Source organism: Frankia sp. AiPa1 (assembly GCF_023243075.1).
GTDB lineage: Bacteria > Actinomycetota > Actinomycetes > Frankiales > Frankiaceae > Frankia.
This window is the reverse complement of record NZ_JALKFZ020000001.1, coordinates 152,159-174,454: the sequence shown is the minus strand read 5'-3', so window position 1 is coordinate 174,454 and position 22,296 is coordinate 152,159. Positions and strand designations below refer to the sequence as shown.

Genomic DNA, 22,296 nt, shown 5'->3' with positions numbered 1-22,296 from the left:
CCCGTTGATCCGCCCGGCCCGGTGAGCTGTCTGCCCGGTGAGCTGTCTGCCGGGCCGTCAAACGGGCAGCATGGGCAGCATGCGGAACGCGCACACCGTGACCCAGGTCCGTAGCGCCGAGGCGGAGTTGCTGGCTGTCCTGCCGCCGGGCGCACTCATGCAACGGGCGGTACATGGGCTGGTGTCCTATGTCGTCGGTCGTCTCGGCCGGGTGCACGGCGCCCGGATCGTCGTGCTGGCGGGCCCCGGCGATAACGGCGGTGACGCTCTGTGGGCGGGCGCCCGACTGGCCGCCCGCGGGGCCCGCGTGGATGCCATCGCCCCCAGCCAGACCCATCAGGAGGGCACCGCCGCCCTGCTCGCCGCCGGCGGACGCCTGCACGGGCCGCACCCTCACCCTGAGCCCTGGCGTTCCGGGTTCTCGCATCCCGGGTCCTCGCGTCCCGGGTTCTCGCGTTCCGAGCCACCGGATTCGCAGGCCCCTCGTCCCGGCTCCTCGCGCCCCGACGCGGACGGCGGGGTCGAGGCGCAGGACGCGGCGCTGCGCGCCCTGCTGACGGAGGCTGACCTCGTCCTGGATGGACTGCTCGGCATCGGTGGACGCGGTGGTCTGCGCCCGGCACATGCCCGGCTGGCTGCCTGGGCCCCACCGCGGCGCACCGTCGCGGTCGACCTGCCCAGCGGCGTGGACGCCGACACCGGCGCCGTCGCCGGAGACGCGATCCGGGCCAGTGCCACGGTCACCTTCGGCACGTACAAGCGTGGCCTCTGGCTGATGCCAGGGGCGGCGCACACCGGCCCGGTCGAGCTCGTCGACATAGGCCTCACGTTGCCCGAGCCGGACCTGCGTTCCCTCGATGACGCCGACGTCCGCGCGGCGCTGCCGGTCCCGGACGAGGCCGCGTCGAAGTACCGCCGGGGCGTTCTGGGTCTGCTCGCCGGCAGCGACGCCTACCCCGGCGCGGCCGTCCTCGCCGTCGGCGGTGCGCTGCGCGGCGGCGCCGGCTATCTGCGGGTCGTCGCCGAGGGGCGGGCGGATACGGCGTCAGGGGAGATCCGCGGACGGGCCGGGGACCTTGTGCGCGCGGTGTATCCGGAGACAGTGGTCACCGAGATCGAGGCCGGGGACCGGGCGGCGCTACTCGCGGCCGGACGGGTTCAGGCCTGGGCGGTCGGCCCAGGGCTGCCCAGCGTCGCCTCCACCCGCGAGCTGGTGGACGCCCTGGTGGGCACCGACGTCCCACTGATCGCGGACGCGGGTGCCCTCGACCTGCTCGGCGAACTGCTCGCCGCCGACCGGGCCCGCCTGCACCGCCGCGCCGCCCCGGTGCTCGTCACCCCGCATGAGGGCGAGTTCGGCCGGTTCGTCGCCCGCGCGCTGGGCGACGAACCAGCTAAAATCGCGGAGCAGTTGGCCGCGGACCGCCTCGGGACCGTGCGCCGGGCCGCGGCCGAGACCGGTGCGGTGGTGCTGCTCAAGGGCGCGCGCACCCTGGTGGTCGAGCCGTCCGGTGCGGCCTGGGTGAACGCGACCGGCTCGGCCTGGCTCGGCACGGCCGGAAGCGGGGATGTCCTCACCGGCCTGACCGGCTCACTGGCCGCCGCGGGTCTTCCCGTCGGGCTGGCCGGGGCGGTGGGCGCCCACCTGCACGGGCGTGCGGCGCAGCGGGCCGCCGTGCGTGGCCGGCTCCCGCTCGCGGCCCACGACCTGCCCGACCTGCTGGCCGAGACCATCACAGCATTGCTGATGACGGCGGCCGATTGACGATGTCAGCCGAGGCGCGGGCCCCGTCGACCGGGCTGGTCAGTTCGGGACCGGCGCCCTCCCACCAGACGGTCAGTGTCACATTCTGTAACGGAGATGTCGGGGCCGGGCAGGATCAAGATCCAAACAGGTCGCCGTGGGGGTATTCGTGTCCGATTTGCCCTCCCGGTGACCTGTGCAGCTGGATCTTGCTCGCCGCGGTCGGCGGTGCCGTCACGGCCGGTAGCGTTGTCCCGGTGAACGAACAGCGGACCGAGGCGCCGGGCGGGCCGGCCAGCCGCACCCACGCGGTCATCGAGCTGGACGCGGTGCGTGAGTCGGTCGCGGCGCTGGCCGCTCGGGCCGGGCCCGCGGCGACCATGGCCGTTGTCAAGGCCGACGGCTACGGCCACGGCCTGGTTCCCTGCGCCCGGGCCGCGCTGGACGGCGGGGCGAGCTGGCTCGGCACCGCGTTCCTCGAGGAGGCCTTGGCGCTGCGCGCGGCCGGCATCACCGTGCCAGTGCTGTGCTGGCTCGCCACGCCCGGCGAGGGGGTTGACGCGGCGATCGCGGCCGACGTGGACCTGTCGGCGTCGGCGCCCTGGGCGCTGCGGCGGATCGCCGAGGCTGCTCGGCGGGTGGGCCGGCGGGCGCGGGTCCATCTCAAGGTCGACACCGGGCTTGGCCGGGCCGGGGCGGCGCCGGCGGACTGGCCCGACCTGTGCGACACCGCGGCGGCACTGCAGGCGCAGGGGGTCCTCGAGGCGTACGGCGTGTGGAGCCACCTGGCCTTCGCCGACGTCCCTGGGCACCCGATGGTGCAGGGCCAGATCGAGGCGTTTCGCGACGCCGTCGACCTGGCGGAGAAAGCAGGGCTCGCGCCGACCGTGCGCCACCTCGCGAACTCGGCGGCCACGCTGGTCAGCCCGCAGACGCACTTCGACCTGGTCCGGCCGGGCGTGGCGGTGTACGGCCTGTCCCCGGGACCAGAGGTCGGCCCCCCGGCCCGCTTCGGCCTGCGCCCGGCGATGACGCTGGTCAGCCACGCCGCCCTGGTCAAGCGGGTGCCGGCGGGCACCGGCGTGTCCTACGCGCACCGGTACACCACCGACCGGACGACCACGCTGGCCCTGGTCCCCCTGGGCTACGCCGACGGCATCCCCAGGGCGGCGACGAACGTCGGCGAGGTGCTGTTGGGCGGGCGCCGACGACGTATCGCCGGGACGGTGTGCATGGACCAGTTCGTCCTCGACGTCGGGGACGACAAGGTGGCCGTCGGCGACGAGGTGGTGCTGTTCGGCCCAGGTGACCGCGGCGAGCCGACCGCGGACGACTGGGCCGCAGCCATCGGCACGATCAACTACGAGATCGTCAGCCGGATCGGCGCCCGCGTACCCCGCGTGTACCGCTGACCGCCGGCGACCACGGCCAAGCGGGACGAGGCGGGACGGGACGAGGCCGTGCCCACGGCGGCGTCGGGTGCGGAGCCGGCCTGCCGGGACTTGGAGGTCAGCCGCAGCCGCCGGAGGAGCAGCCGCCGCCAGTGGGGGCGCTGCCACCGAACATGCCGCGTTCCATCCGGCGCCGCACCGGCTGGGCGGCCTCCCGCTCGGTCTCCTCGATGCGCGCCCGGGTGGTCAGGGTCAGCATGACCGGCTTCGACCCGGCCGGCGGGTTCGGACCGGGCGACGCGGGCACCGTGACAGCCGGCGTCGCGCTCAGGGCGGCGCCCACGGCGGCGGGCTCCGACTCGAAACCAGGCTCGAGATCCGCTTCGACGTCTGGACTATCGGCCACGCCCAGCGCGGCGGCCCGCGCCGGCCCGGTGAGCCCGCGACCCGGGCTCCCCGCAGCGTCGTCCGTACGCCTGCGCCACGACAGCTTCATGAATCCGCCTCCGGATGACCATCGATGGGCCGGTCCTCTCTACGGTAGAGGACATCGCCCTTCTTGGCCGGGCGTCCCGGCCCGGATGTGACCCTGCCGGGCGGCCGTGCGGCCGGTGTCGTCCGGCGACTAGGATCGGGATGCGATCGCGACTGGCGCACAGAGGTGGAATCGACCACCGGGGAGCGATGAAGCGGATCGGTGCCGCGCGTCTGGGTGCCTCCGGCCGAATGAGACGTGCCGGAGGTCAGTATGCACAATCCCCCTCTTCCCGAACTCACCGTCGCCGACCCGGAGATCGCGAGCCTCGTCGAGGCCGAGGCAGCCCGGCAGCACGGTTCCATCAGGCTGATCGCCTCGGAGAACTACGTCTCCACCGCGGTGCTCGAGGCGTCCGGCTCGGTGCTGACCAACAAGTACTCCGAGGGCTACATCGGCCGCCGCTACTACGAGGGTCAGCAGCTCATCGACCCGATCGAGGCGCTCGCGGTCGACCGGGCGAAGGCGCTGTTCGGTGTCGAGCACGCCAACGTCCAGCCGTACTCGGGCTCGCCGGCGAACCTGGCCGTCTATCTGGCCTTCGCGCAGCCGGGTGACACGATCATGGGTCTGGCGCTGCCGATGGGTGGGCATCTGACCCACGGCTGGAGTGTGTCGGCGACCGGCAGGTGGTTCCGCAGCGTTCGTTATGGGGTGCGGGCCGACACCGGCCGGATCGACCTGGACGAGGTGCGTGACCTCGCCCGGGCCGAGCGTCCGAAGGTCATTTTCTGCGGCGGCACGGCGATCCCGCGCACGATCGACTTCCCGGCCTTCGCCGAGATCGCCCGCGAGGTCGATGCAGTGCTGGTCGCGGACATCGCGCACATCGCCGGCCTGATCGCCGGCGGCGCGCACCCGTCGCCCGTCGGCCACGCGTCCGTCATCTCCACCACCACCCACAAGACGCTGCGCGGCCCACGGGGGGCGATGCTGATGTCCGACGCCGAGCACGCCGCGGCGCTGGACAAGGCGGTCTTCCCCGGCCTGCAGGGCGGCCCGCACAACCACACCACCGCGGCGATCGCCGTCGCCCTGCGGGAGGCGTCGACCCCGTCGTTCCGCGAGTACGCGCAGGCCGTGGTCGCCAACGCCCGTGCCCTCGCCGAGGCGCTCGTGGAGCGTGGCTTCGACCTGGTCACCGGCGGCACCGACAACCATCTGATCCTCATCGACCTGACCAGCAAGAACATCGGCGGCAAGCCTGCGGCGAAGGCGCTCGACGCCGCCGGTATCGAGCTGAACTACAACGCCGTGCCGTTCGACAAGCGCAAGCCGTTCGACCCGTCCGGCATCCGGCTCGGCACTGCCGCCATCACCACGCGCGGCCTCACCACGGCCCACATGCCGCTGCTCGCCGGCTGGATCGACGATGTCGTCAAGGCTGCCGGAGCCGACGACACCGCGACGATCGAGCGGGTCCGCGCGCAGGTCACTGAGCTGGTCGGCGGTTTCCCAATGCCCGGCTTCGCCTGATCCGTCGGTATACGTTCGCCGGCGCCCCCGGCGGCTCGTTCGCCGATGGCCGATGGTCACGGCGCGGCCTGGGCGCTACCCCTGCGCAGGTAGGTCCCATCAGCCCTGCCTGTGCCCGATGTGCGAGGCATCATCGGTTCAGTGCAGCCCGGAGGAGCCGGGCCACGCGGTGGACGGAGGCGGGAATGGGCAGGTCGGTCGGCGCGGTGGCGGGATCCCGGGCAGCCCGGGCCATGGCGGGCTCGCTCGGGGTCTTCGGGGCGGCCGCCGTCGCCGGGCTCGTCGCCGAACGCCGGGCGATCCACCGGCGTCGTACCCGGGCTGACGGCGTGGAGCCGATCGCGCTCGGGCCGATCGGCGGCCGGGTGACCACGGTGATCGCCGGTGACGGGGTGCCGCTGCACGTCGAGGAGACCGGACCGGTCGACGCGCCGCTCACGCTGCTGTTCGTACACGGGTTCTGCGTGCGGGCCGACAGCTGGGTCCTCCAGCAGCGGGACCTGGCCGACCTCGGGCGCATGGTGTTCTTCGACCAGCGCGCCCACGGTCGCTCCGGTCCGTCCGCCGCCGGCAACTGCACGATCGACGTGCTCGCCGACGACCTGTACCGGGTGATCCGCGAGCGCGTGCCCGACGGGCCGATCGTGCTGATCGGCCATTCGATGGGCGGCATGGCGGTGCTGGGTCTCGCCGAGGTCCACCCCGAGCTGTTCGCCGACCGGATCATCGGCGTGGCGCTGCTGTCGACCAGCGCCTCGGAGCTTGCCCGGGCAGCGCTCGGCCCCGCGGCCCTGCTGACCGGCGTCGTGCGCCGGGTCGTGCCCGGCGTCTCCGTCGGCATGCGACGGACCTCCGGGATCCTGGAACACCTGCGTGGCCGTGGCAGCGATCTGTCCTGGGAGGTGACTCGCCGGATCGCCTTCGGCGCCACCGACCTGCCGCCCGCTGTCGTGACGTTCCTGGAGAACATGGTCTCCGACACCCCGGTCGAGGTCATCGCGGCCTTCCTGCCGGCCCTGCTCGACGTCGACCGGCTCGCCGCCGTCGACCGGCTCACCGCGACCCCCACGGTGATCGTCGTCGGTGACGTGGACCTGATGACCCCCGTCGGCCACAGCCGGGCCATTGCCGCCGCCCTGCCCGAGGCGGAGCTCGTCGTCGAGGCCGACGCCGGGCACGCGATCATGTTGGAGCGTCCCGCGGTGGTGAACGAGGCGATCCGACGGCTGGTGGGGCGTGCTCTCGCCGAGGTCGCCCTGCCCCGGCCCCGGACCGGGGCCGCCCAGTTCCTGGACGCCGGCATGACCGGTCAGGTCGCCGCGGGCGAGCGGGACGCGGGCGGGAGCGCCGCGTAGCCGTCGGCGCGGAGGCGCGCTGACTGGGCGTCGACGGGCGCTGACGGACCGAGCGACGACAATGGGAGCCATGAGCGTGAACGCGGCGCGCGGCGCCGAGGCCGGTGCGGTGGCCCGCACCGCCGTCCCGACCGCCGAGGTTGCGACCGCGGGGCGGATGCGGGAGCTCGGTGCGCGGCTGGCCGAATTGCTGCGTCCCGGTGACCTGGTGGTGCTCTCCGGCCCGCTCGGTGCCGGCAAGACGGTGCTCGCGCAGGGCATCGCCGCCGGTCTCGGTGTTCGGGAGACCGTCACCTCACCGACGTTCGTGATCGCCCGGGTGTACCTGGACGGCCGCATCCCCCTCGTCCACGTGGACGCCTACCGTCTCGGCGGCGCGGCCGAGGCGGACGACCTCGACCTTGACGCCGATGCCGAGAGCTCGGTGACGGTCGTCGAATGGGGAGCGGGCCTGGTCGAAGGCCTCGCCCAGGATCATCTCGAGATCGTGGTGGCCAGGCCCACCGCCGTCGAGTCCGGCGAGACGCGGACCGTGCGGCTGCATGCCTACGGGCCCTCCTGGACCGACCGCCTGCGCGCCTTCTCCACCGCCACCCCCTGACCCGCCACCCCCTGACCCGCCCGCCCACCTCTCGGAGGAGGCTGCGCTGGGGCGCGGCGGAGGTGCTCAGGGTGCGTCCGTAGGCTGAAGGGGTGTTGGTGCTGGCCCTTGACACGTCCACGGCTGCTTGTGCTGTGGCCCTCGCCGAACTGACGGCTGCCGAACCCGTCCCGGAGCCGGGCGGTACGAGTGCCCCGGATGCGCCGGGTTCTTCGAGTGATCCGGCGCAATCGTCGGATGGATCGGGGGACGGGAGCGCGGTGCGGGTCTGGCCGCGGGGCAGCGTCGTCACCGTGGACGCCCGCCGGCACGGCGAACTACTTGCCCCGTCGATGCGCTCGGTGCTGGACGAGGCGGACGTACATCCGTCTGACCTGGCGGCGATCGTTGTCGGAGCCGGGCCCGGGCCGTTCACGAGCCTGCGGGTCGGGATGGTGACGGCGGCGGCGTTCGCCGATGCCCTGGAGATTCCGGTGCACGGCGTCTGCTCGCTGGACGGGATCGGTGCGGCCACGACCGGGGCGACCGCGGTCGTCACCGACGCCCGTCGGCGGGAGGTGTACTGGGCCCGGTATGAGGACGGCGTGCGGATGGGTGATCCTCGGGTCGGCCGCCCGATCGAGGTCGCCGAGGCGCTGCGTGCGCAGGGCGTGGCAGCGGTCGTCGGCCCGGGCCGCGCGATGTACGCGGGCATGTTCGCCGACTTCGCCGAGCTTGAGATGCCGGCCGCGGGCGGGGACGCCACCGTGCCGGAGGCCGGCTATCCGCGCCCGGAACTGCTCGCCGGCCTCGCCGGTGCCGACCTGCTGGCCGGGCGTCTCCCGGCGCCGCTGGTCCCGCTCTACCTGCGACGGCCGGACGCCACCGAACCGCACGCCCCGAAGCCAGTCCGGGCGTGACCGAGCCGGACAGCACTCCCCGGCCGTCTGCTGACGGCCTGTCTGCCATGGGGCCGCAGGCACAGGCGGGACCAGGATCTGAGGCGGGACTGCCGGTCGAGCCGTCCGCGGCGAACCGGCCTGCGCTGGGACGGCTGCCCGAGGCCGACCTCGTGCTGGTGCCGACGCGGTGGTGGCACATCGAGACCATCGCGCGGCTGGAGCGGACCGTCTTCGTCACCGATGCCTGGAGCGCCGAGCTGTTCTGGTCGGAGCTCGCGCAGGGCGATCAGCGGTACTACCTGACTGCCATGGCGCATCCCCGCGGCACCGCCACGCATGACCTGGAGTCGATCGTCGGCTACGCGGGCCTGGCGATCTCCGACGACGGGGCCTACGTCCAGACGGTCGGGGTCGTGCCGGCAGCGCGGGGCCGGGGGATCGGTGCGCGGCTGATGATCGCGTTGTTGCGCCGGGCCCGCGAGACGGGCGCTCGTTCGTGCGGGCTGGAGGTACGCACCGACAACCATACGGCCCGAGCCCTCTACCACCGGCTCGGCTTCGTCGACATCGGTACGCGGCGTGGCTACTACCAGCCGTCGGGTGGAGACGCCTTCGTCATGCGGGCCCGGCCGATCAACACGGTCGGCTACGGTGCCTTCCTGGACGGCCTGGAGCGCGACCTGCCGGGACACGCCCGCCTGGCTTCCTGAGGCCGGCCGAGGCGGGAAGGCCGCGCAGCCGGCGCGCGGGGTGAGGGCCGGGCGGGATCAGGCGGCCGCACGGGCGCGCAGGGCCTGCTCGCCGGCTTTGCGGCGGTACGGACAGCAGGAGTTCGTCCGCGGCCTCGAGCTCGACTATGAGCTCCTCGCGCCGCTTGACGGCCTCGGCCTGCGCGGGAGTGTGCTGCTCGGGCGGCAGGCCGGCCGCGGCGAGGGCGTCCCAGTCCAGGTGCGGCGGCGGGGTGAGCGCCAGGTCCCGGTAGGTGACGGTGCCACCGGGGTGGGCGGCCCGCCAGGCCTCGACGAAGGCTGTGCCGAGGGCCCGGGAGGTTGAGCCCTCACGGGCCAGGCTCGCGTCGACATGCAGCAGATGGGACATCGTCCGTCCTTTGTCGCCAAGGTTATCGGTGAAGGTTCGGGATCGACCGCACGGTCATGGTCCGCCTGGTCGACGAGCTGGAGCGGGACGGCCTCGTCCGCCGCCAGCCGGATCCGGCCGACCGGCGAGCGCGCATCATCACCGCCACGGATCGGGGCGCCGAGCTCTGCGCGATCGCGCAGCAGGAACAACTCCTTGTCGACCAGCACGTCCTGGGGAACCTGGAGCCCGCCGAGCGTCAGGAGTTCGTTCGGCTGCTGCGCAGGATCGTCGTCCGTCTGCTCGACGTGGATCCGACCCATGGCGCCGCCGCCTGCGAGGCCGCCCGCCAGCAGATCGAGTCGCACGAGGACGCCGAACGGGCGGCCGCCGCGGGGGGCGCGGCTGCCGACGGCACGGCGCCGACGCCGACGACATGAGGAGGGGGCCCTCGGCTGGGCTCCGCCTACCTGAAAGGCCGTAGCGGTCGGGGAGCCGTCGCGGGGCGTTGGGTCCTTGCCTGGTGCCGGGCCGGTGTCGCCGTCACCGGTTCGGTGGCTCCTCGCGGGTGGATCCGCGGGCGCCGGCCGCGGGCGGACCGCCGTCCACCACCGGGTGGATCTGTTCGAACGGCCAGGCCCGTGGGGGTCCCGCGGTGAGCCCGGAGGGCGGCGCGGGCATCGGCACCTCCGCGGGATCCTCAGGGATGGAATCCTGATCACTTCCGCCGCCGGATCCGGTCCAGGGCGAGCGAACGATCACGATGATCAGATCACCGGCTGCCTGATGACTGAGATACACCTCACCTTTTCGTCCAGACAGGGCGTGGATCGCCCAATCCCGCAGTGCGGGGAGCTGGCCCGCGGCGGCCGTGGCCTCCCACATCCAGATCATGATCAAGCTCCCGTCCGGTCCGTGCCGTGCCTCGTCCCCGTCGGGGCCGTTCCTGGCTGGGTCAGGTGTTGTCGCGCAGGTCGACGGGTGGCGACGGCGCCTGGGCAGGGTATCGGCGTAGCGGGCGGGGGCACTGAAGAGCGCTTCGCCCCGCATGCGCGGTGGAGCGCGATGCTGGCATTGGCCAGGGATTGCGGGGTACGTCTCCGGCTGGGTGCCGCGCCTGAGCCTTGACAGATCCGACCTTCTTGGTTGACGTGCGTTCTGCGGGTGCTAGGTTGGCACTCGGCACATGAGAGTGCCAGCGACGACAGGCGCCTGTTCACCCGCGACGGCAGGCCGCCAGGGTCGCTCTCTCATCCAGCGCAGGAAGGGGGAGGTCGATCGTGACGACCGCCACCAAGGTTGCTATTAAGCCTCTTGAGGACCGCATCGTCGTGCAGCCGTCGGACGCGGAGCAGACCACCGCGTCAGGCATCGTGATTCCGGACACGGCCAAGGAGAAGCCCCAGGAGGGGACTGTTCTCGCGGTCGGGCCGGGCCGGTTCGAGGACGGCAAGCGCGTCCCGCTCGACGTCAAGGTCGGCGACGTGGTGCTGTACAGCAAGTACGGCGGCACCGAGGTCAAGTACTCGGGCGAGGAGTACCTCGTGCTCTCCGCCCGTGACGTGCTCGCGATCATCGAGAAGTAGGCCGCGCGCCGGTAGCAACGCAAGGGGGCGCGCCCTGCTGGTGGCCGCCCGGTGTCTGCCGGGTGCATCGGCAGGGCGCGCCTCGGCGTTGTGTGGTCGGCCATCGGTGTCGGGAGGACATCTCAGGTATGCCGAAAATTCTCACGTTCAACGAAGACGCCCGGCACGCGCTCGAGCGCGGGGTCAACGCACTCGCCGACGCGGTGAAGGTGACGATCGGCCCGCGCGGGCGCAACGTCGTCATCGACAAGAGCTATGGCGCGCCGACGATCACCAACGACGGCGTGACCATCGCGCGTGAGGTCGAGCTGGACGACCCGTACCAGAACCTTGGCGCCCAGCTCGCCAAGGAGGTCGCCACCAAGACCAACGACGTCGCCGGCGACGGCACCACCACGGCGACCGTGCTCGCACAGGAGATGGTCCGCTTCGGCCTCAAGCAGGTCACCGCGGGCGCCGCTCCGCTGTCCCTCAAGGCCGGCATCGAGGCTGCCGTCGAGGCCGTCTCGGCGGCGCTGCTCGAGCAGGCCATCGAGGTCAGCTCGAAGGAGACCATCGCCCAGGTGGCGGCGATCTCCGCGCAGGACCTCCGGGTCGGCGAGCTGATCGCCGAGGCTATCGACAAGATCGGCAAGGACGGCGTCATCACGGTCGAGGAGAGCCAGACCCTGGGTCTGGACCTCGAGCTGACCGAGGGGATGCAGTTCGACAAGGGCTACATCTCGCCGTACTTCGTCACCGACGCCGACTCCCAGGAGGCGGTGCTCGAGGACGCCTACGTCCTGCTCTACCCGGGCAAGATCGCGGCGCTCACCGAGGTCCTGCCGCTGCTCGAGCAGGTCGTGCAGGAGCGCAAGCCGCTGCTGATCATCGCCGAGGACGTCGAAGGCGAGGCGCTGTCCACGCTGGTCGTGAACACGATCCGCAAGACCTTCCAGGTCGTCGCGGTGAAGGCGCCCGGCTTCGGGGATCGTCGCAAGGCCCTGCTGCAGGACATCGCCGTGCTGACCGGCGGTCAGGTCATCGCCTCCGAGGTCGGCCTGTCCCTGGACGCGGCGACGCTGGCCGACCTCGGCCGGGTGCGGCGCGTGGTCGTCGACGCGGGCAACACCACCCTCGTCGACGGTGCCGGTGACGCGGACGCGGTCGCCGAGCGGGTTCGCAACCTCAAGGGCGAGATCGAGGCCAGCGAGTCCGACTGGGATCGCGAGAAGCTCCAGGAGCGTCTGGCCAAGCTCGCCGGCGGAGTCGCCGTCATCCGCGTGGGCGCCGCCACCGAGGTGGAGCTCAAGGAGAAGAAGCACCGGCTCGAGGACGCCGTCTCGGCGACCCGGGCGGCCATCGAGGAGGGCATCGTCGCTGGCGGCGGCTCCGCCCTCGCGCACGTCACCACGGTGCTGGACGACGGCCTCGGCCGCACCGGCGACGAGCTTGCCGGCGTGCGGATCGTCGCCTCGGCCCTCGACGCGCCCCTGGCCTGGATCGCGCGCAACGCGGGCCAGGAGGGCGCGGTCATCGTCTCCAAGGTCAAGGGCCTCGAGTCTCGCCGCGGCTACAACGCGGCGAGTGGCGAGTTCGTCGACCTGATCGAGGCCGGGGTCGTCGACCCGGTCAAGGTCACCCGCTCGGCGGTGACGAACGCCGCGTCGATCGCCGCGCTGCTCATCACCACCGAGGGCCTCGTCGTCGAGAAGCCGGCGAAGCCGCAGGGGGAGCACGGGCACGACCACAGCCATGGCCACGGGCACAGCCACCCGCACGGCCCTGGTTTCTGAGCCCACCCGCTCTCGGGCGACTCGGATTCCGCGTTGACACGGCGTCTGACCCACCAGGTTCCTGAGCCGGGTGGGTTCTGAGTGACCCGAGCCGCTCCGTCCATGACGACGCGGCCCGGCCGGCCCCCACCGGGGGTTCGGCCGGGCCGCGTCGTCGTTTCCGGGTGTCGTCCTTTCGGGATCTCGTCGCCAGCGGCTGTCATCGTGGGCGGGCGCGGGTGGCACCCGTCCAGTGCGGTGCGGCGGGCCACCCGGGACGGGTGACCGCCATGAGGGCCCTCACCCGTCCCGGGTGATCGGAATGCGGGGGCCGGGAAGTCCGCCATATCCAGCCCGATGCACCGGCCCCGCTTCCCAGACCCCCAGACCCCCAGACCCCCAGCTCCCAGACCCCAGGTGTGGGGCCCAGGCGCGACACGGGGGGCGGGGCCGGATCCCCGCGGCGCCAGCCCCGCGCCCGACGCCGAGTGTCAGCAGGCGGGCGCGAGTCCGGGCCGTGCCGGTACCCGCCGGGTCATCCCGCGCCGCGAGCGACCGGTCAGGATCGCCTCGCGTTCGGACTCGCTGAGACCGCCCCACACGCCGTAGGGCTCACGGGCGGTCAACGCGTACTCGCCGCACGCGCGGACGACCGGGCAGCGGGCGCAGATCGCCTTCGCCGCGGCTTCGCGGGCCGCCCGAGCGGGCCCACGTTCTCCTTCCGGATGGAAGAACAACTCGGTACTCTCTCCCCGACAGGCGCCGTGAAGCTGCCACTCCCACTTCTCCGCGCCGGGGCCGGGAAGTCGTCGGACGTCGGTCATCGGCCTGAGCCCCCCTTTCGACCTGAGCGGCGACTGCCGCGGGCTCACCGTAGTACCGGTCACCCTCTGGGTGATCTTGAAAATTTCACCCAGGGAACCCGGCGTCAGTTGCGATCGGTTGTGCCATCCCGTCGTGCCGTCGTCTCCGCCGGCGGCCGTATTGTCGGTGTGCCCGGACCGGTCCCGTGCTCGGCGGGCCTGCCGGAGGGCGGCACCGACCTGGCCGGGTACGGCGCCGGTCCGGATGGCCGGTCCGAGAGTTTCCGTAGCCGGCCGGCCGTTTCCTACCTGGCCGACCGTTTCCACCTGCCAGACCGGCCGATGCCGGCCGATCCTGGCCGGTCACAGGCGGATCGGGCGTGGTGTCGGACCTGTCGGATCTGTCGAACCGGCGGACAACTTTCGTGGACGATGCATCGCCTACCCAGGACATGCCCTGGTCACACGGACCAGGACCTGGGCGGCGTCCTGGCCGGGTCCCGCCGGCGACAGCGCAGACCGGGTCCTGCGGGAAGGGCCGAGGCGGCTGATCGTCACATCCTGCAGTGATCTGCCGAGCATGATCCGGCTATGTAGGTCGTCGTGGGGGGCATATCGGACACGAACGCGCCCATGGCGACCTGATCGGATCTTCTCCATGGGATCCCCGTCACAGACCGTGGCCTCGGCTCCGTGCGAGCCGTGCACCGACGCCACGGACCCCACAGACGCCACAAACAGGCGTCCGTGGGGTCCGTGGGTAGGCGTGGCTGCCGTGGGGTCCGTGGGGAGATGGCGGGGGGCCGGGGTCGTTACCGTGACGGATGGTGTCGGAAACCGGGGTGGATGTGCTCGGCCAGTGTGTTCGGACACGCATCGCGCCCATTGGCCCGAAAGTTCTACCGCGGTCGACCGAACGGGGACTCCACGCGATCGAGTCGCGAGTGGATGGCTGCCCTCGACCCGGCGGGGCCCCGCTGTTCGATCAGCGACGAAGGTTGGCTACCGCGCATGATTCACGCTTTCCGCAGCCGTGGGGCTGCGCAGCGTTGAGAAGTCTGACGCGATGAAACCCGCGGTCGAGCGGCCGGCCGGACCTGGCCGCGGGGGGCGGCATCGAAGCGCGAGGGGGCATCGAAGCGCGAGGAGCACCGCCCGATGAGACCGCTCGCCGGGACCCGCCACTCGCCGGTACCCGCGGACCGCAGGGACCTGGCCACCGCAGGGACCTAGCCACCGCTGGGACCCACTGACCGCCGGGAATCAGCGGGAGTCGGCCTCCGAGGCGGCGGACGCCTCGTAGACGCCGTCCGTGAATCCGCGGGCGTACTCCCAGCTCACGTAGCACGACGGGTCTGGGGCGAAGGCCGGCTCGTGCACCCGGGTCCGTCCCTCGTTGAGGAGGTTGCGCAGATTGCCGGCCAGCAGCTCCCAGTCAAAGTAGTGCGGCTCAGCGCAGCCTTCGCAGTCGACGACGAGCCCGCGGTAGCCGCGCGGCTCGAGCAGCGTGCGGAAGACATCGAGGTCTCCCAGCTCGGCGAGGACCTCCTCCCGCTCGTGCAGGGAGAGCGGTTCGAGCAGGTGGAGATCGTCGACGGAGTCGAGGCGCGCGAGCTCGGCGGCCGGATCCTCGGGGTCACCCGCGAAGGGGTCGACAGGCTCGTCGCTCACGAGGACAACGCTACGCTTGCCCGGACTGCTTAGTGGTCCCGATCCGGAGTCTCGGCACCGTTGTGCGGCGCTTGTGAGTGGCGCGACCCCGCACCGCCGACCGGGCCGTCGCCGGTGGTCACGGGCCATCCCCGCGCACGGGGCGGATGGTGACGCCTCGTTGTGGGCCGGCCGCGATCTCGGTCACGCGGCGCCGGCCCACTGGTGCCATCGCCCTCTACGATGGAGGAGTGCCGAGAACCGGCGGCCGGTCGGCCGGGGGCGGGCCGGGCCCATCGGGGTCCGCGCTTCCCGCCCTGTCGACCAGGTGGCCGGGCCGGACCCCCAGGCACCCGACGGGGCCGTGGCCGTCGGGCGGATCCGCAGCGCCGCGGCACCGGTCACTCCGGAACGGAAGGTGCCATGAACGTTCCTGTCGCCGCCGGCCCATCCACGTCGGTGGGCGGCCACGTCGATACCCGGGCTGACCTGCTGGGCGCCGACGCCGCCCCGGTCCCGCCGAAGCTCGCGATGCTCGGCCTGACGTTCGACGACGTCCTGCTGTTGCCGGCCGCGTCGGACCTGGTGCCCTCCGAGGCCGACACCTCGACCAGGCTGTCCCGGTCGATCAACCTGGCGGTGCCGCTGGTGTCGTCGGCGATGGACACGGTCACCGAGGCGCGGATGGCGATCGCGATGGCCCGTCAGGGCGGGGTCGGCGTGCTGCACCGCAACCTGTCGATCGACGAGCAGGCCCAGCAGGTCGACATGGTAAAGCGGTCCGAGTCCGGGATGATCACCGCGCCGGTGATCTGTGGTCCCGAGGCCACGCTCGAGGACGCGAACGTGCTCATGGCGCGCTACCGCATCTCGGGTGTGCCGGTGACCGAGCCGGACGGCCGGCTGGTGGGCATCGTCACCAATCGTGACATCCGGTTCGAGCGCGACTACTCCCGCCGGGTGCAGGATGTCATGACCCGGATGCCGCTGATCACCGCGCCGGTCGGGGTGTCCGCGGATGACGCCTTGGACCTGCTGCGCCGGCACAAGATCGAGAAGCTGCCGATCGTCGATGACGATGGCAGGCTGCGTGGTCTGATCACCGTCAAGGACTTCACCAAGCGCGAGCAGTACCCGCACGCCACCAAGGACGCCGACGGCCGGCTCGTCGTCGGCGCGGCCGTCGGCGTCGGCGAGGACGCCTACAAGCGGGCCCAGGTGCTCGTCGCCGCCGGGGTGGACTTCCTCATCGTGGACACCGCCCACGGCCACCAGCGGGCCGTGCCCGACATGGTCCGCCGGCTCAAGGCCGACATCCCGAGCGGTCCCAGCGGCCGTCCGCTGGACATCATCGGCGGCAACGTCGCGACCGGCGCGGGTGCGGCGGCGCTCATCGAGGCCGGCGCGGATGCGATCAAGGTCGGCGTGGGGCCCGGCTCGATCTGCACGACCCGGGTCGTCTCCGGCGTCGGCGTCCCGCAGGTGACGGCGATCTACGAGGCCGCCCAGGTGGCCCGGCGCCACGGTGTGCCCGTCATCGGCGACGGCGGCCTGCAGTACTCCGGCGACATCGCGAAGGCGATCGCGGTCGGCGCCGACACCGTCATGCTCGGCAGCCTGCTCGCCGGTGTCGACGAGAGCCCGGGCGAGATGATCTTCTTCAACGGCAAGCAGTACAAGGCCTACCGGGGCATGGGCTCGCTGGCCGCGATGCGCAGCCGCGGCGCGGCCCGCTCGTACTCCAAGGACCGGTACTTCCAGGACGACGTGCTCTCCGACGACAAGCTTGTCCCCGAGGGCGTCGAGGGCCAGGTGCCCTACCGGGGGTCGCTCGCCGCCGTCGCTCACCAGTTGGTCGGGGGACTTCGGGCAGCGATGGGCTACAGCGGCTCGCCGACCATCCGCCGGCTGCAGGACGACGCCCAGCTGATCCGGATCACCTCCGCCGGTCTGGTCGAGAGCCACCCCCACGACGTCCAGATGACCGTCGAGGCGCCGAACTACAACTCGGTCCACTGAGCGCGGCGGCTCCACCCGCGACAGCCCGGTCGGCCGCGCGGCCTGGTGCCGGCGGACGGGCTGGTTCCGCCGGGCGACAGCGGTGCCGCCGACTCGCCCGGTTCCACTGGCCCGCTCGTTGCCGCTGACCGGGCCCGGTTGCGCGCAGCGACTCCGTACGCTGAGCGAGCGGGCCGGCGGTGCCGCGTGCCGTGCCATCCGCATGTTGCTGTCCGCATGTCGTTCGCATTGCCGGTGCGAGGCCGCCGGCCCAGTCAGGAGGCTGCCAGCGTGGCAGAGGTCGAGATCGGCATCGGCAGGAACGCGCGGGTCGCGTACGGTCTCGACGCCGTCGGCATCGTCCCGTCCCGCCGGACGCGGGACCCGCGGGACGTGTCGCTCGCCTGGGAGATCGACGCCTACCGATTCGAGCTGCCGCTGGTGGCCGCGGCGGCGGACGCGGTCACCTCGCCGGCGACCGCGATCGCGCTGGGGCGCCTCGGTGGCCTGGGCGTCGTGCACGTCGAGGGGCTGTGGACGCGGTATGAGGAGCCTGCCCCGCTCATCGCGGAGCTCACCGAGCTCGGCGATGTGAAGGGGCCCGCGGCGGCGAGCGCGCGGCTGCGCGAGCTGTACGCCGTACCGGTCGATCCCGAGCTCATTGGCCGCCGGCTGAGCGAGCTGCGTGAGGCCGGGGTGACCGTCGCCGCGGCGCTGCGCCCGCAGAAGGTGCGCGCGCTGTGCCCGCATGTGCTGGCCGCCGGGGCCGATCTGCTGGTCATCCACGGCACCGCCGTCTCCGCCGAGCACCAGTCGCGCCAGACCGAGCCACTGAACCTCAAGCGGTTCATCGGCGAACTCGACATCCCGGTGCTGGTCGGTGGCTGTGCGTCGTTCTCCACGGCGCTGCATCTGATGCGCACCGGTGCGGCGGGGGTCATCGTCGGCGTCGGCTCCGGACTCGGTGACCGGACCCGCGAGACCCTCGGTGTCGGCGTTCCACTGGCCACCGCGATCGCGGACGCCGCCGGGGCACGGATGCGTTACCTTGACGAGTCGGGCGGCCGCTACGTCCACGTGGTCGGGTACGGGGATCTGCGGACCGGCGGGGACGTCGCCAAGGCGATCGCCTGCGGCGCTGACGCGGTGATGGTCGACGCGGTGCTCGCGGGCGCCCAGGACGCTCCGGGGCAGGGCGGGATCTGGCCGATGAACGTGCTTTCCGCCAATCTGCCCGGCGGCGGCTGGGCTCCGGTCGAGACGTCGGCGGCGCCGGCGACCCTCGAGCAGATCGTCACCGGATCCGGTGCACCCGGCGGTTCCACCTCGGCGAACCTTGCCGGTGGCCTGCGCGCCGCCATGGCGACCACGGGCTACGCGACGCTCAAGGAGTTTCAGAAGGCGGAGATCATGGTGACTGCCGGGCGCTGGCCCGGTCTGTAGGCGCAGCACGGATCATCTCGCGGGACGATCCCACGGGCACACGACACAGGAGCCCGCGGGGCTACCGCGACACCCCGGCCGATTCCGGTCGGACGCGGGCATGGCACCCTGGGGTTGTCCGTCTCCGGCACGAAGGACGACCGATGCGCCTCGACGAGCACGGCCGCTGGGTCAGTGATGACGGCGCCTACGTCTGGGATGAGGCCGCCCAGACCTGGCAGCCGGCATCCTCCGTACCGCCAGCAGGCTCCGTCGCCGCGCCCTCGTGGCCGGGCGCCGCGGCGTCGCCCGCCTCGCCTACCGGCGTCTCGTCCACCAGCGCCCCGGCCACACCGGACGCGGCCAGGGGGATGCCGTCGGACGGCGGATCGACCGGCCAGGCTGGCATGAGTGCGGTAGCACCATCGGGCGGGGGGTATCCCGATCCGAGGGTCCCCGGCGTGGGTGGACCCGGCGTGGCGGCACCCGACCCGGCCGGGGTGGGCGGGGCCGCGGGCACAGGCGCCGGGAGCCCGGTCGAGGCAGGCACGGGCCTGCTGCCGGCGTACGGCAGCGCCGCGCGGTTCGGCCGCTGGGCGCTGACCGGCGAGCAGACGCCCGCGCCCGGCCCGGCCGCGCCGGAAGGGACGGCCGGCGGCACGGTGCTGACCGGCAGGACGGCACAGGTCGGTGGCTCGGCACAGGTCGGTGGGTCGGCACAGGTCGGTGGGTCGGCACAGGTCGGTGGGTCGACGCAGGGTGGCGGGTCGACCCAGGCTGGTGGGACGGCGACCGCCCAGCCCACGCCCCCTGTCCTGCCGAGCGGCACAGAACCAGGCGGCGGCGTGCACGGTGGTGGCCTGGTCGGCCAGGTACCTGCCGACGGCGCGACGGCGGACAGTGCGCCGGCCACCGACGAGTTCGGGGTGCGAGGCGCCGGGCCGCACATCGCGTGGACCGCGACCGGGTCGCTCGCGCCCCCGCATCCGCAGGCGAACCCGACCGGCGCCCGGCCGGTCGACGAGGCGCAGACCGGCCCGTTCGGGCGCGACGGTACCCGGGCTCCAAGCCTCGGGAGAGCCGTCGGCGAGCAGACGGGGGAGATTCGCCGTCCAGGTAGCCCGACGGGGGCGATGCAGCCTCCCGGCGACGAGACGGGGGAGATCCGCCGCCCCGGCAGTACACCCGGGCGCAGCGGCGCGACGCCGCTGCGGTCGGCGGGTGTCGTCAACTGGGACGACGACGACGTTGATCTCTCGCCGGGCGGTGAGCCAGGTGTCGCCGGCTGGCCGGGCTGGGCGCCATCCCGGGGGCGTGCGGCCGAGCGATCCCCGCAGCCAGGCGGCGGTGGGGGGCTGCCCGGCCGGGTGTCCGCGGTCGCCCGCGCGGCGCGACGCCGTCCGACTCTGCTGATTCTCGCCTCGGTCGTGCTGGTCTGTGTCGGGCTGGGCGTGGTCGCCCTGCTGGCCCTGGGCGGCGGCTCGGGCGACAGTCAGTCGCCGAGCACCACCACCGCCGCCACCGCCGGGCGCGGCCAGTACGCCAAGAACGTCCGTGACGCCTACCTAGGCTCCTGCCTCGATGTCAGTAACGGCAATGAGAGCTACTGCACCTGCACACTGACCAAGCTGGAGGCCAAGTACACCCAGGAGGAGTACGAGCGGTTCAGCGCCAGCGTGCAGTCCCAGTCGTCCCAGCGGATCGTGCAGGAGATCTATGCCGCCTGCCGCGACAAGCGATGACCGATCCCCAGGTACAGTGGCCCGACGCCATCGCTGGCACAGTCTTCCTGCGCTGCCTCTGGCGCCCTGCCAGATACTGTGACGACAGTCCCGATCTTCTTGCTGATGTGGGGGGCAGGAGATGCCGCCCGATGATGATGTATCGCCACGCCACGTCCCGTCACCGCGCGTGCAATTCTGCGCGCCGCCGCGCCGTGGCGCAACGGCCTGTGCCGCAGAGCCCTTCGTCAGACCACACTGCGCCGCCGTCCACCGGCGCGCGCGCCAGTGTGGTAGGTCGCACGAGTCGCACGAGTCGTTCGGCGGCACCTGCGCATGAGTCTGTCCGCACGCCCACGATCCGCTCGCCCGGCACGGGGCGGCAGGTGATCGTCCGGTGACGACACACGACGCCGACCTCAACCGGCCGGTCTCCGCTCGTCGCGACGACGACTTCTTCGCGGTCGAGCGGGTCGGTGAGCCCGAGCCACGGCCCGCCACGGCGCCGCACTGGGGCCCGACCCCGTGGCCTCCCACCGCGCCGTCCCCCGCCGACCCCGGGTCGCCAGGTTCGATCGCCATACCGCCGGCAGGGGAACCCACCGGTGGGACGGGCGCGGCGAACGGGGCCCGTCGCAACGCGGACCCGTTCGATGTCACCAGCTCCAGGGACGGCGTGCCCTCCGCGCCGCCGTCTTCCTCGGCGATTTCGGTCGCCCCGCCGCCAGCGCCTCGGCCGCCAGCGGCCATGCCGTATCTGCCGGCGGTGTCCCCCGGCGGACCGGCCGCTGCGATGGCACCGGATCGTCCGCTCGCCCCGGAGTCAGGGGCAGGGCGGTCAGGATCCGGCTACTCCGACCCGTTCACCGGCGGATTCCCGATCTCGGCCCGTCCCGTCCCGGCGGCCATGGGCCGTGGTGGGTCGGCCGGGCAGGTTCCGGCACCGGCGCAGGGCCAGCCGGCCGCGCATCTCCACGAGGCACCGGGGCGGGCACCCGGCGCCTCGCCAACGGCCGGCTCCTTCGACCCGACGGGTGCTCGGGGTGTCTCGCCTGAGCCATCGGAAGGGCACTATGCGCCGGCCGGTGGCACCGGTGCCCAACGTCAGACCGATCCCTGGAACGGCCACAGTTCGCCACGATGGCGGCCACTCTCCGGCGGAGCCGCGGACACCCGTTCGCCCGGCGCCCCGGTCGAGGATTCGCCGCCGGCCTACCCGTCCACCCCGCCGCGCGGATTCGGCCCTGAGAGCTACGCGGCCCCCCGCCCCACGCGGGAGAGCGGCGCGGGGCAGTGGCGGGCGCCGGATCCGCTGTCGACCCGACTGCACGGACCGTCGGCGGTGTCCCCCGACGTGGAACAGGGCTCGCCGTCGGAGGGCGCGGCTCGCGGTGCTCCGATGCGTGGGGGCGCGGCGTCGGCGTTGTCCGGCGCGATGTCCCGCCGGAATCAGCCCGCCGACGGTGTTCCGGGCGATCTGTCGGCATCCGATGACCCGCTAGGCCGGGGACCGGCATCTGGTGATCACAGTCATGGCGGGGTCAACGGTCATGGCGGGGCCAGCCGCGGCGCGGACCCGTTGGCGGGGCCCGCGCACACGGGAGCATGGCGATCGGGTCAGCACGAATCCGCCTGGCGCAACCCGCTGACGGATACAGGCAGTTTCGTCCGTCCTCTGCCGCCCCCGGGCCTGCTGCTCGGTCCGGCCGCCGGCCGGGAGGATCCGCTGTCCGGACCGCTGCCCGCCGCGGCGCCGCGCAGCGCGGGTGCTGTCGGCCGGACGGACGGTGCTGGCCGGACGGGTGACGCTGGCCGGACGGGTGGTGCTGGCCCGGGATGGCGCGTGCCGACCGGGCCTGTCTCGGGTGACCATCCGGCGTCCCCCACACGCGGCGGCCCGGTGCCGCGCGACGTACCGCGACCTGATGGGATGTCCCCGATACCGGGCGCCGGCGGGACTGGCGCCCCGATGGCACGGCCAGCCGCGGTGGCGCCGCGGCGGGTCGAGGAGACGATGCTGTCGGCCCGGCCGCTCTACCGGCCGGGCGGGGCGCCGCCCGGCGAGACCCACCTGCCAGGCCCAGCCGGACCAGCGGGCACCGGACCATCCGCTGCCCCAGGCCGTTCCGGTCCGACACCTGTACCGGGCCGTTCCGGTCCGACACCTGTACCGGGCCGTTCCGGTCCGATGCCCGTGCCGGCACGTCCGGCACCGACACCCGTTCCCGGACGAGCCGGGCGTCGGCCCGAGACACCTGCCGAGATGACGTCTCTGGTCACGCGGCGTGCCGGTTCGAGTGGC

At 73.0% G+C, this 22,296-nt stretch carries 19 protein-coding genes and 1 riboswitch; of the genes, 13 read left to right on the top strand and 6 right to left on the bottom strand.

The genetic code is table 11. From position 1 onward, the window contains the following. Positions 1-79: 79 nt before the first annotated feature. Together MXD95_RS00655 and alr are read left to right on the top strand one after the other, a co-directional pair. Positions 80-1,765: an NAD(P)H-hydrate dehydratase gene (locus tag MXD95_RS00655; RefSeq protein WP_250638502.1), complete on the top strand. Its 1,686-nt coding sequence runs from the start codon at positions 80-82 to the stop codon at positions 1,763-1,765. A 236-nt stretch (positions 1,766-2,001) separates the two neighbouring features. Beyond that, positions 2,002-3,156 carry an alanine racemase gene (alr, locus tag MXD95_RS00650; RefSeq protein WP_250638501.1) on the top strand — a complete coding sequence of 385 codons (1,155 nt, stop codon included), beginning with the start codon at positions 2,002-2,004 and terminating at the stop codon, positions 3,154-3,156. Between the two features lie 97 nt (positions 3,157-3,253). Here the strand turns inward: alr and MXD95_RS00645 are convergent, their stop codons facing one another. Then, positions 3,254-3,631: a hypothetical protein gene (locus MXD95_RS00645; RefSeq protein WP_250638500.1), complete on the bottom strand. Its 378-nt coding sequence runs from the start codon at positions 3,629-3,631 to the stop codon at positions 3,254-3,256. Between the two features lie 138 nt (positions 3,632-3,769). Beyond that, positions 3,770-3,856: riboswitch (ZMP/ZTP riboswitch) on the top strand. 27 nt (positions 3,857-3,883) lie between these two features. Here MXD95_RS00645 and glyA point away from each other — a divergent pair. The 5 genes from glyA (at position 3,884) to rimI (ending at position 8,693) form a co-directional block, all read left to right on the top strand. After that, positions 3,884-5,146, top strand: a complete 1,263-nt coding sequence (gene glyA, locus MXD95_RS00640; protein WP_250638627.1) for a serine hydroxymethyltransferase — start codon at positions 3,884-3,886, stop codon at positions 5,144-5,146. 185 nt (positions 5,147-5,331) lie between these two features. Then, the gene (locus MXD95_RS00635) at positions 5,332-6,501 is read left to right on the top strand and encodes an alpha/beta fold hydrolase (protein WP_250638499.1); all 1,170 of its coding nucleotides are present in this window, start codon (positions 5,332-5,334) and stop codon (positions 6,499-6,501) included. Positions 6,502-6,658: 157 nt separating this feature from the next. Then, positions 6,659-7,102 carry a tRNA (adenosine(37)-N6)-threonylcarbamoyltransferase complex ATPase subunit type 1 TsaE gene (tsaE, locus tag MXD95_RS00630; RefSeq protein ID WP_250638626.1) on the top strand — a complete coding sequence of 148 codons (444 nt, stop codon included), beginning with the start codon at positions 6,659-6,661 and terminating at the stop codon, positions 7,100-7,102. A gap of 92 nt (positions 7,103-7,194) precedes the next feature. Further along, positions 7,195-8,001 (top strand): tRNA (adenosine(37)-N6)-threonylcarbamoyltransferase complex dimerization subunit type 1 TsaB, encoded by an 807-nt coding sequence (gene tsaB / locus MXD95_RS00625; RefSeq protein ID WP_250638498.1) that lies wholly within the window; start codon positions 7,195-7,197, stop codon positions 7,999-8,001. Further along, positions 7,998-8,693, top strand: coding sequence for a ribosomal protein S18-alanine N-acetyltransferase (gene rimI / locus MXD95_RS00620; RefSeq protein ID WP_250638497.1), 696 nt, complete (start codon positions 7,998-8,000; stop codon positions 8,691-8,693). The genes tsaB and rimI overlap by 4 nt, the downstream gene beginning before the upstream one ends. Here rimI and MXD95_RS00615 read toward each other — a convergent pair. Next, positions 8,617-9,081: an FMN-dependent NADH-azoreductase gene (locus MXD95_RS00615; protein WP_250638496.1), complete on the bottom strand. Its 465-nt coding sequence runs from the start codon at positions 9,079-9,081 to the stop codon at positions 8,617-8,619. The genes rimI and MXD95_RS00615 overlap by 77 nt on opposite strands. A 41-nt stretch (positions 9,082-9,122) precedes the next feature. Here MXD95_RS00615 and MXD95_RS00610 point away from each other — a divergent pair, with 41 nt between their 5' ends. Next, a complete protein-coding gene (locus MXD95_RS00610) occupies positions 9,123-9,500 on the top strand; it encodes a MarR family winged helix-turn-helix transcriptional regulator (protein ID WP_308301421.1) in 378 nt (125 codons plus the stop codon). Between the two features lie 103 nt (positions 9,501-9,603). Here the strand turns inward: MXD95_RS00610 and MXD95_RS00605 are convergent, their stop codons facing one another. Further along, on the bottom strand, positions 9,604-9,954 hold the full coding sequence (locus MXD95_RS00605) for a hypothetical protein (RefSeq protein WP_250638494.1): 351 nt from the start codon (positions 9,952-9,954) through the stop codon (positions 9,604-9,606). A gap of 386 nt (positions 9,955-10,340) precedes the next feature. Between MXD95_RS00605 and groES the strand changes: the two genes are divergently transcribed. After that, entirely contained in the window at positions 10,341-10,646 is a 306-nt protein-coding gene (groES, locus tag MXD95_RS00600; protein WP_009740479.1) for a co-chaperone GroES, read from the top strand. Between the two features lie 128 nt (positions 10,647-10,774). Beyond that, the gene (gene groL, locus MXD95_RS00595; protein WP_250638493.1) at positions 10,775-12,421 is read left to right on the top strand and encodes a chaperonin GroEL; all 1,647 of its coding nucleotides are present in this window, start codon (positions 10,775-10,777) and stop codon (positions 12,419-12,421) included. A gap of 470 nt (positions 12,422-12,891) precedes the next feature. Here groL and MXD95_RS00590 read toward each other — a convergent pair whose 3' ends face one another. Both MXD95_RS00590 and MXD95_RS00585 read right to left on the bottom strand, forming a co-directional pair. After that, the gene (locus MXD95_RS00590; RefSeq protein ID WP_250638492.1) at positions 12,892-13,224 is read right to left on the bottom strand and encodes a WhiB family transcriptional regulator; all 333 of its coding nucleotides are present in this window, start codon (positions 13,222-13,224) and stop codon (positions 12,892-12,894) included. Between the two features lie 1,242 nt (positions 13,225-14,466). Beyond that, on the bottom strand, positions 14,467-14,874 hold the full coding sequence (locus MXD95_RS00585; protein ID WP_250638491.1) for a DUF5319 domain-containing protein: 408 nt from the start codon (positions 14,872-14,874) through the stop codon (positions 14,467-14,469). Between the two features lie 510 nt (positions 14,875-15,384). On the opposite strand from MXD95_RS00585, the gene guaB reads away from it, so the two are divergent. Both guaB and MXD95_RS00575 read left to right on the top strand, forming a co-directional pair. Continuing rightward, a complete protein-coding gene (gene guaB, locus MXD95_RS00580; protein WP_250638625.1) occupies positions 15,385-16,872 on the top strand; it encodes an IMP dehydrogenase in 1,488 nt (495 codons plus the stop codon). Between the two features lie 270 nt (positions 16,873-17,142). After that, entirely contained in the window at positions 17,143-18,294 is a 1,152-nt protein-coding gene (locus MXD95_RS00575) for a GuaB3 family IMP dehydrogenase-related protein (RefSeq protein WP_250638490.1), read from the top strand. A gap of 187 nt (positions 18,295-18,481) precedes the next feature. Here the strand turns inward: MXD95_RS00575 and MXD95_RS00570 are convergent, their stop codons facing one another. Beyond that, positions 18,482-18,682, bottom strand: a complete 201-nt coding sequence (locus MXD95_RS00570; RefSeq protein ID WP_250638489.1) for a hypothetical protein — start codon at positions 18,680-18,682, stop codon at positions 18,482-18,484. 52 nt (positions 18,683-18,734) lie between these two features. Here MXD95_RS00570 and MXD95_RS00565 point away from each other — a divergent pair, with 52 nt between their 5' ends. Next, entirely contained in the window at positions 18,735-20,015 is a 1,281-nt protein-coding gene (locus tag MXD95_RS00565; RefSeq protein WP_250638488.1) for a hypothetical protein, read from the top strand. Positions 20,016-22,296 lie beyond the last annotated feature (2,281 nt).

Excerpts from the sequence above, each read along its gene's own strand:
- guaB (WP_250638625.1), top strand. The coding sequence starts at position 15,385 with ATGCTCGGCCTGACGTTCGACGACGTCCTGCTGTTGCCGGCCGCGTCG.
- MXD95_RS00605 (WP_250638494.1), bottom strand. The coding sequence starts at position 9,954 with ATGATCTGGATGTGGGAGGCCACGGCCGCCGCGGGCCAGCTCCCCGCA.
- MXD95_RS00635 (WP_250638499.1), top strand. The coding sequence starts at position 5,332 with ATGGGCAGGTCGGTCGGCGCGGTGGCGGGATCCCGGGCAGCCCGGGCC.
- MXD95_RS00655 (WP_250638502.1), top strand. The coding sequence starts at position 80 with ATGCGGAACGCGCACACCGTGACCCAGGTCCGTAGCGCCGAGGCGGAG.
- groL (WP_250638493.1), top strand. The coding sequence starts at position 10,775 with ATGCCGAAAATTCTCACGTTCAACGAAGACGCCCGGCACGCGCTCGAG.
- MXD95_RS00590 (WP_250638492.1), bottom strand. The coding sequence starts at position 13,224 with ATGACCGACGTCCGACGACTTCCCGGCCCCGGCGCGGAGAAGTGGGAG.
- MXD95_RS00570 (WP_250638489.1), bottom strand. The coding sequence starts at position 18,682 with ATGCCAGCCTGGCCGGTCGATCCGCCGTCCGACGGCATCCCCCTGGCC.
- tsaE (WP_250638626.1), top strand. The coding sequence starts at position 6,659 with ATGCGGGAGCTCGGTGCGCGGCTGGCCGAATTGCTGCGTCCCGGTGAC.
- MXD95_RS00615 (WP_250638496.1), bottom strand. The coding sequence starts at position 9,081 with ATGTCCCATCTGCTGCATGTCGACGCGAGCCTGGCCCGTGAGGGCTCA.
- glyA (WP_250638627.1), top strand. The coding sequence starts at position 3,884 with ATGCACAATCCCCCTCTTCCCGAACTCACCGTCGCCGACCCGGAGATC.
- MXD95_RS00645 (WP_250638500.1), bottom strand. The coding sequence starts at position 3,631 with ATGAAGCTGTCGTGGCGCAGGCGTACGGACGACGCTGCGGGGAGCCCG.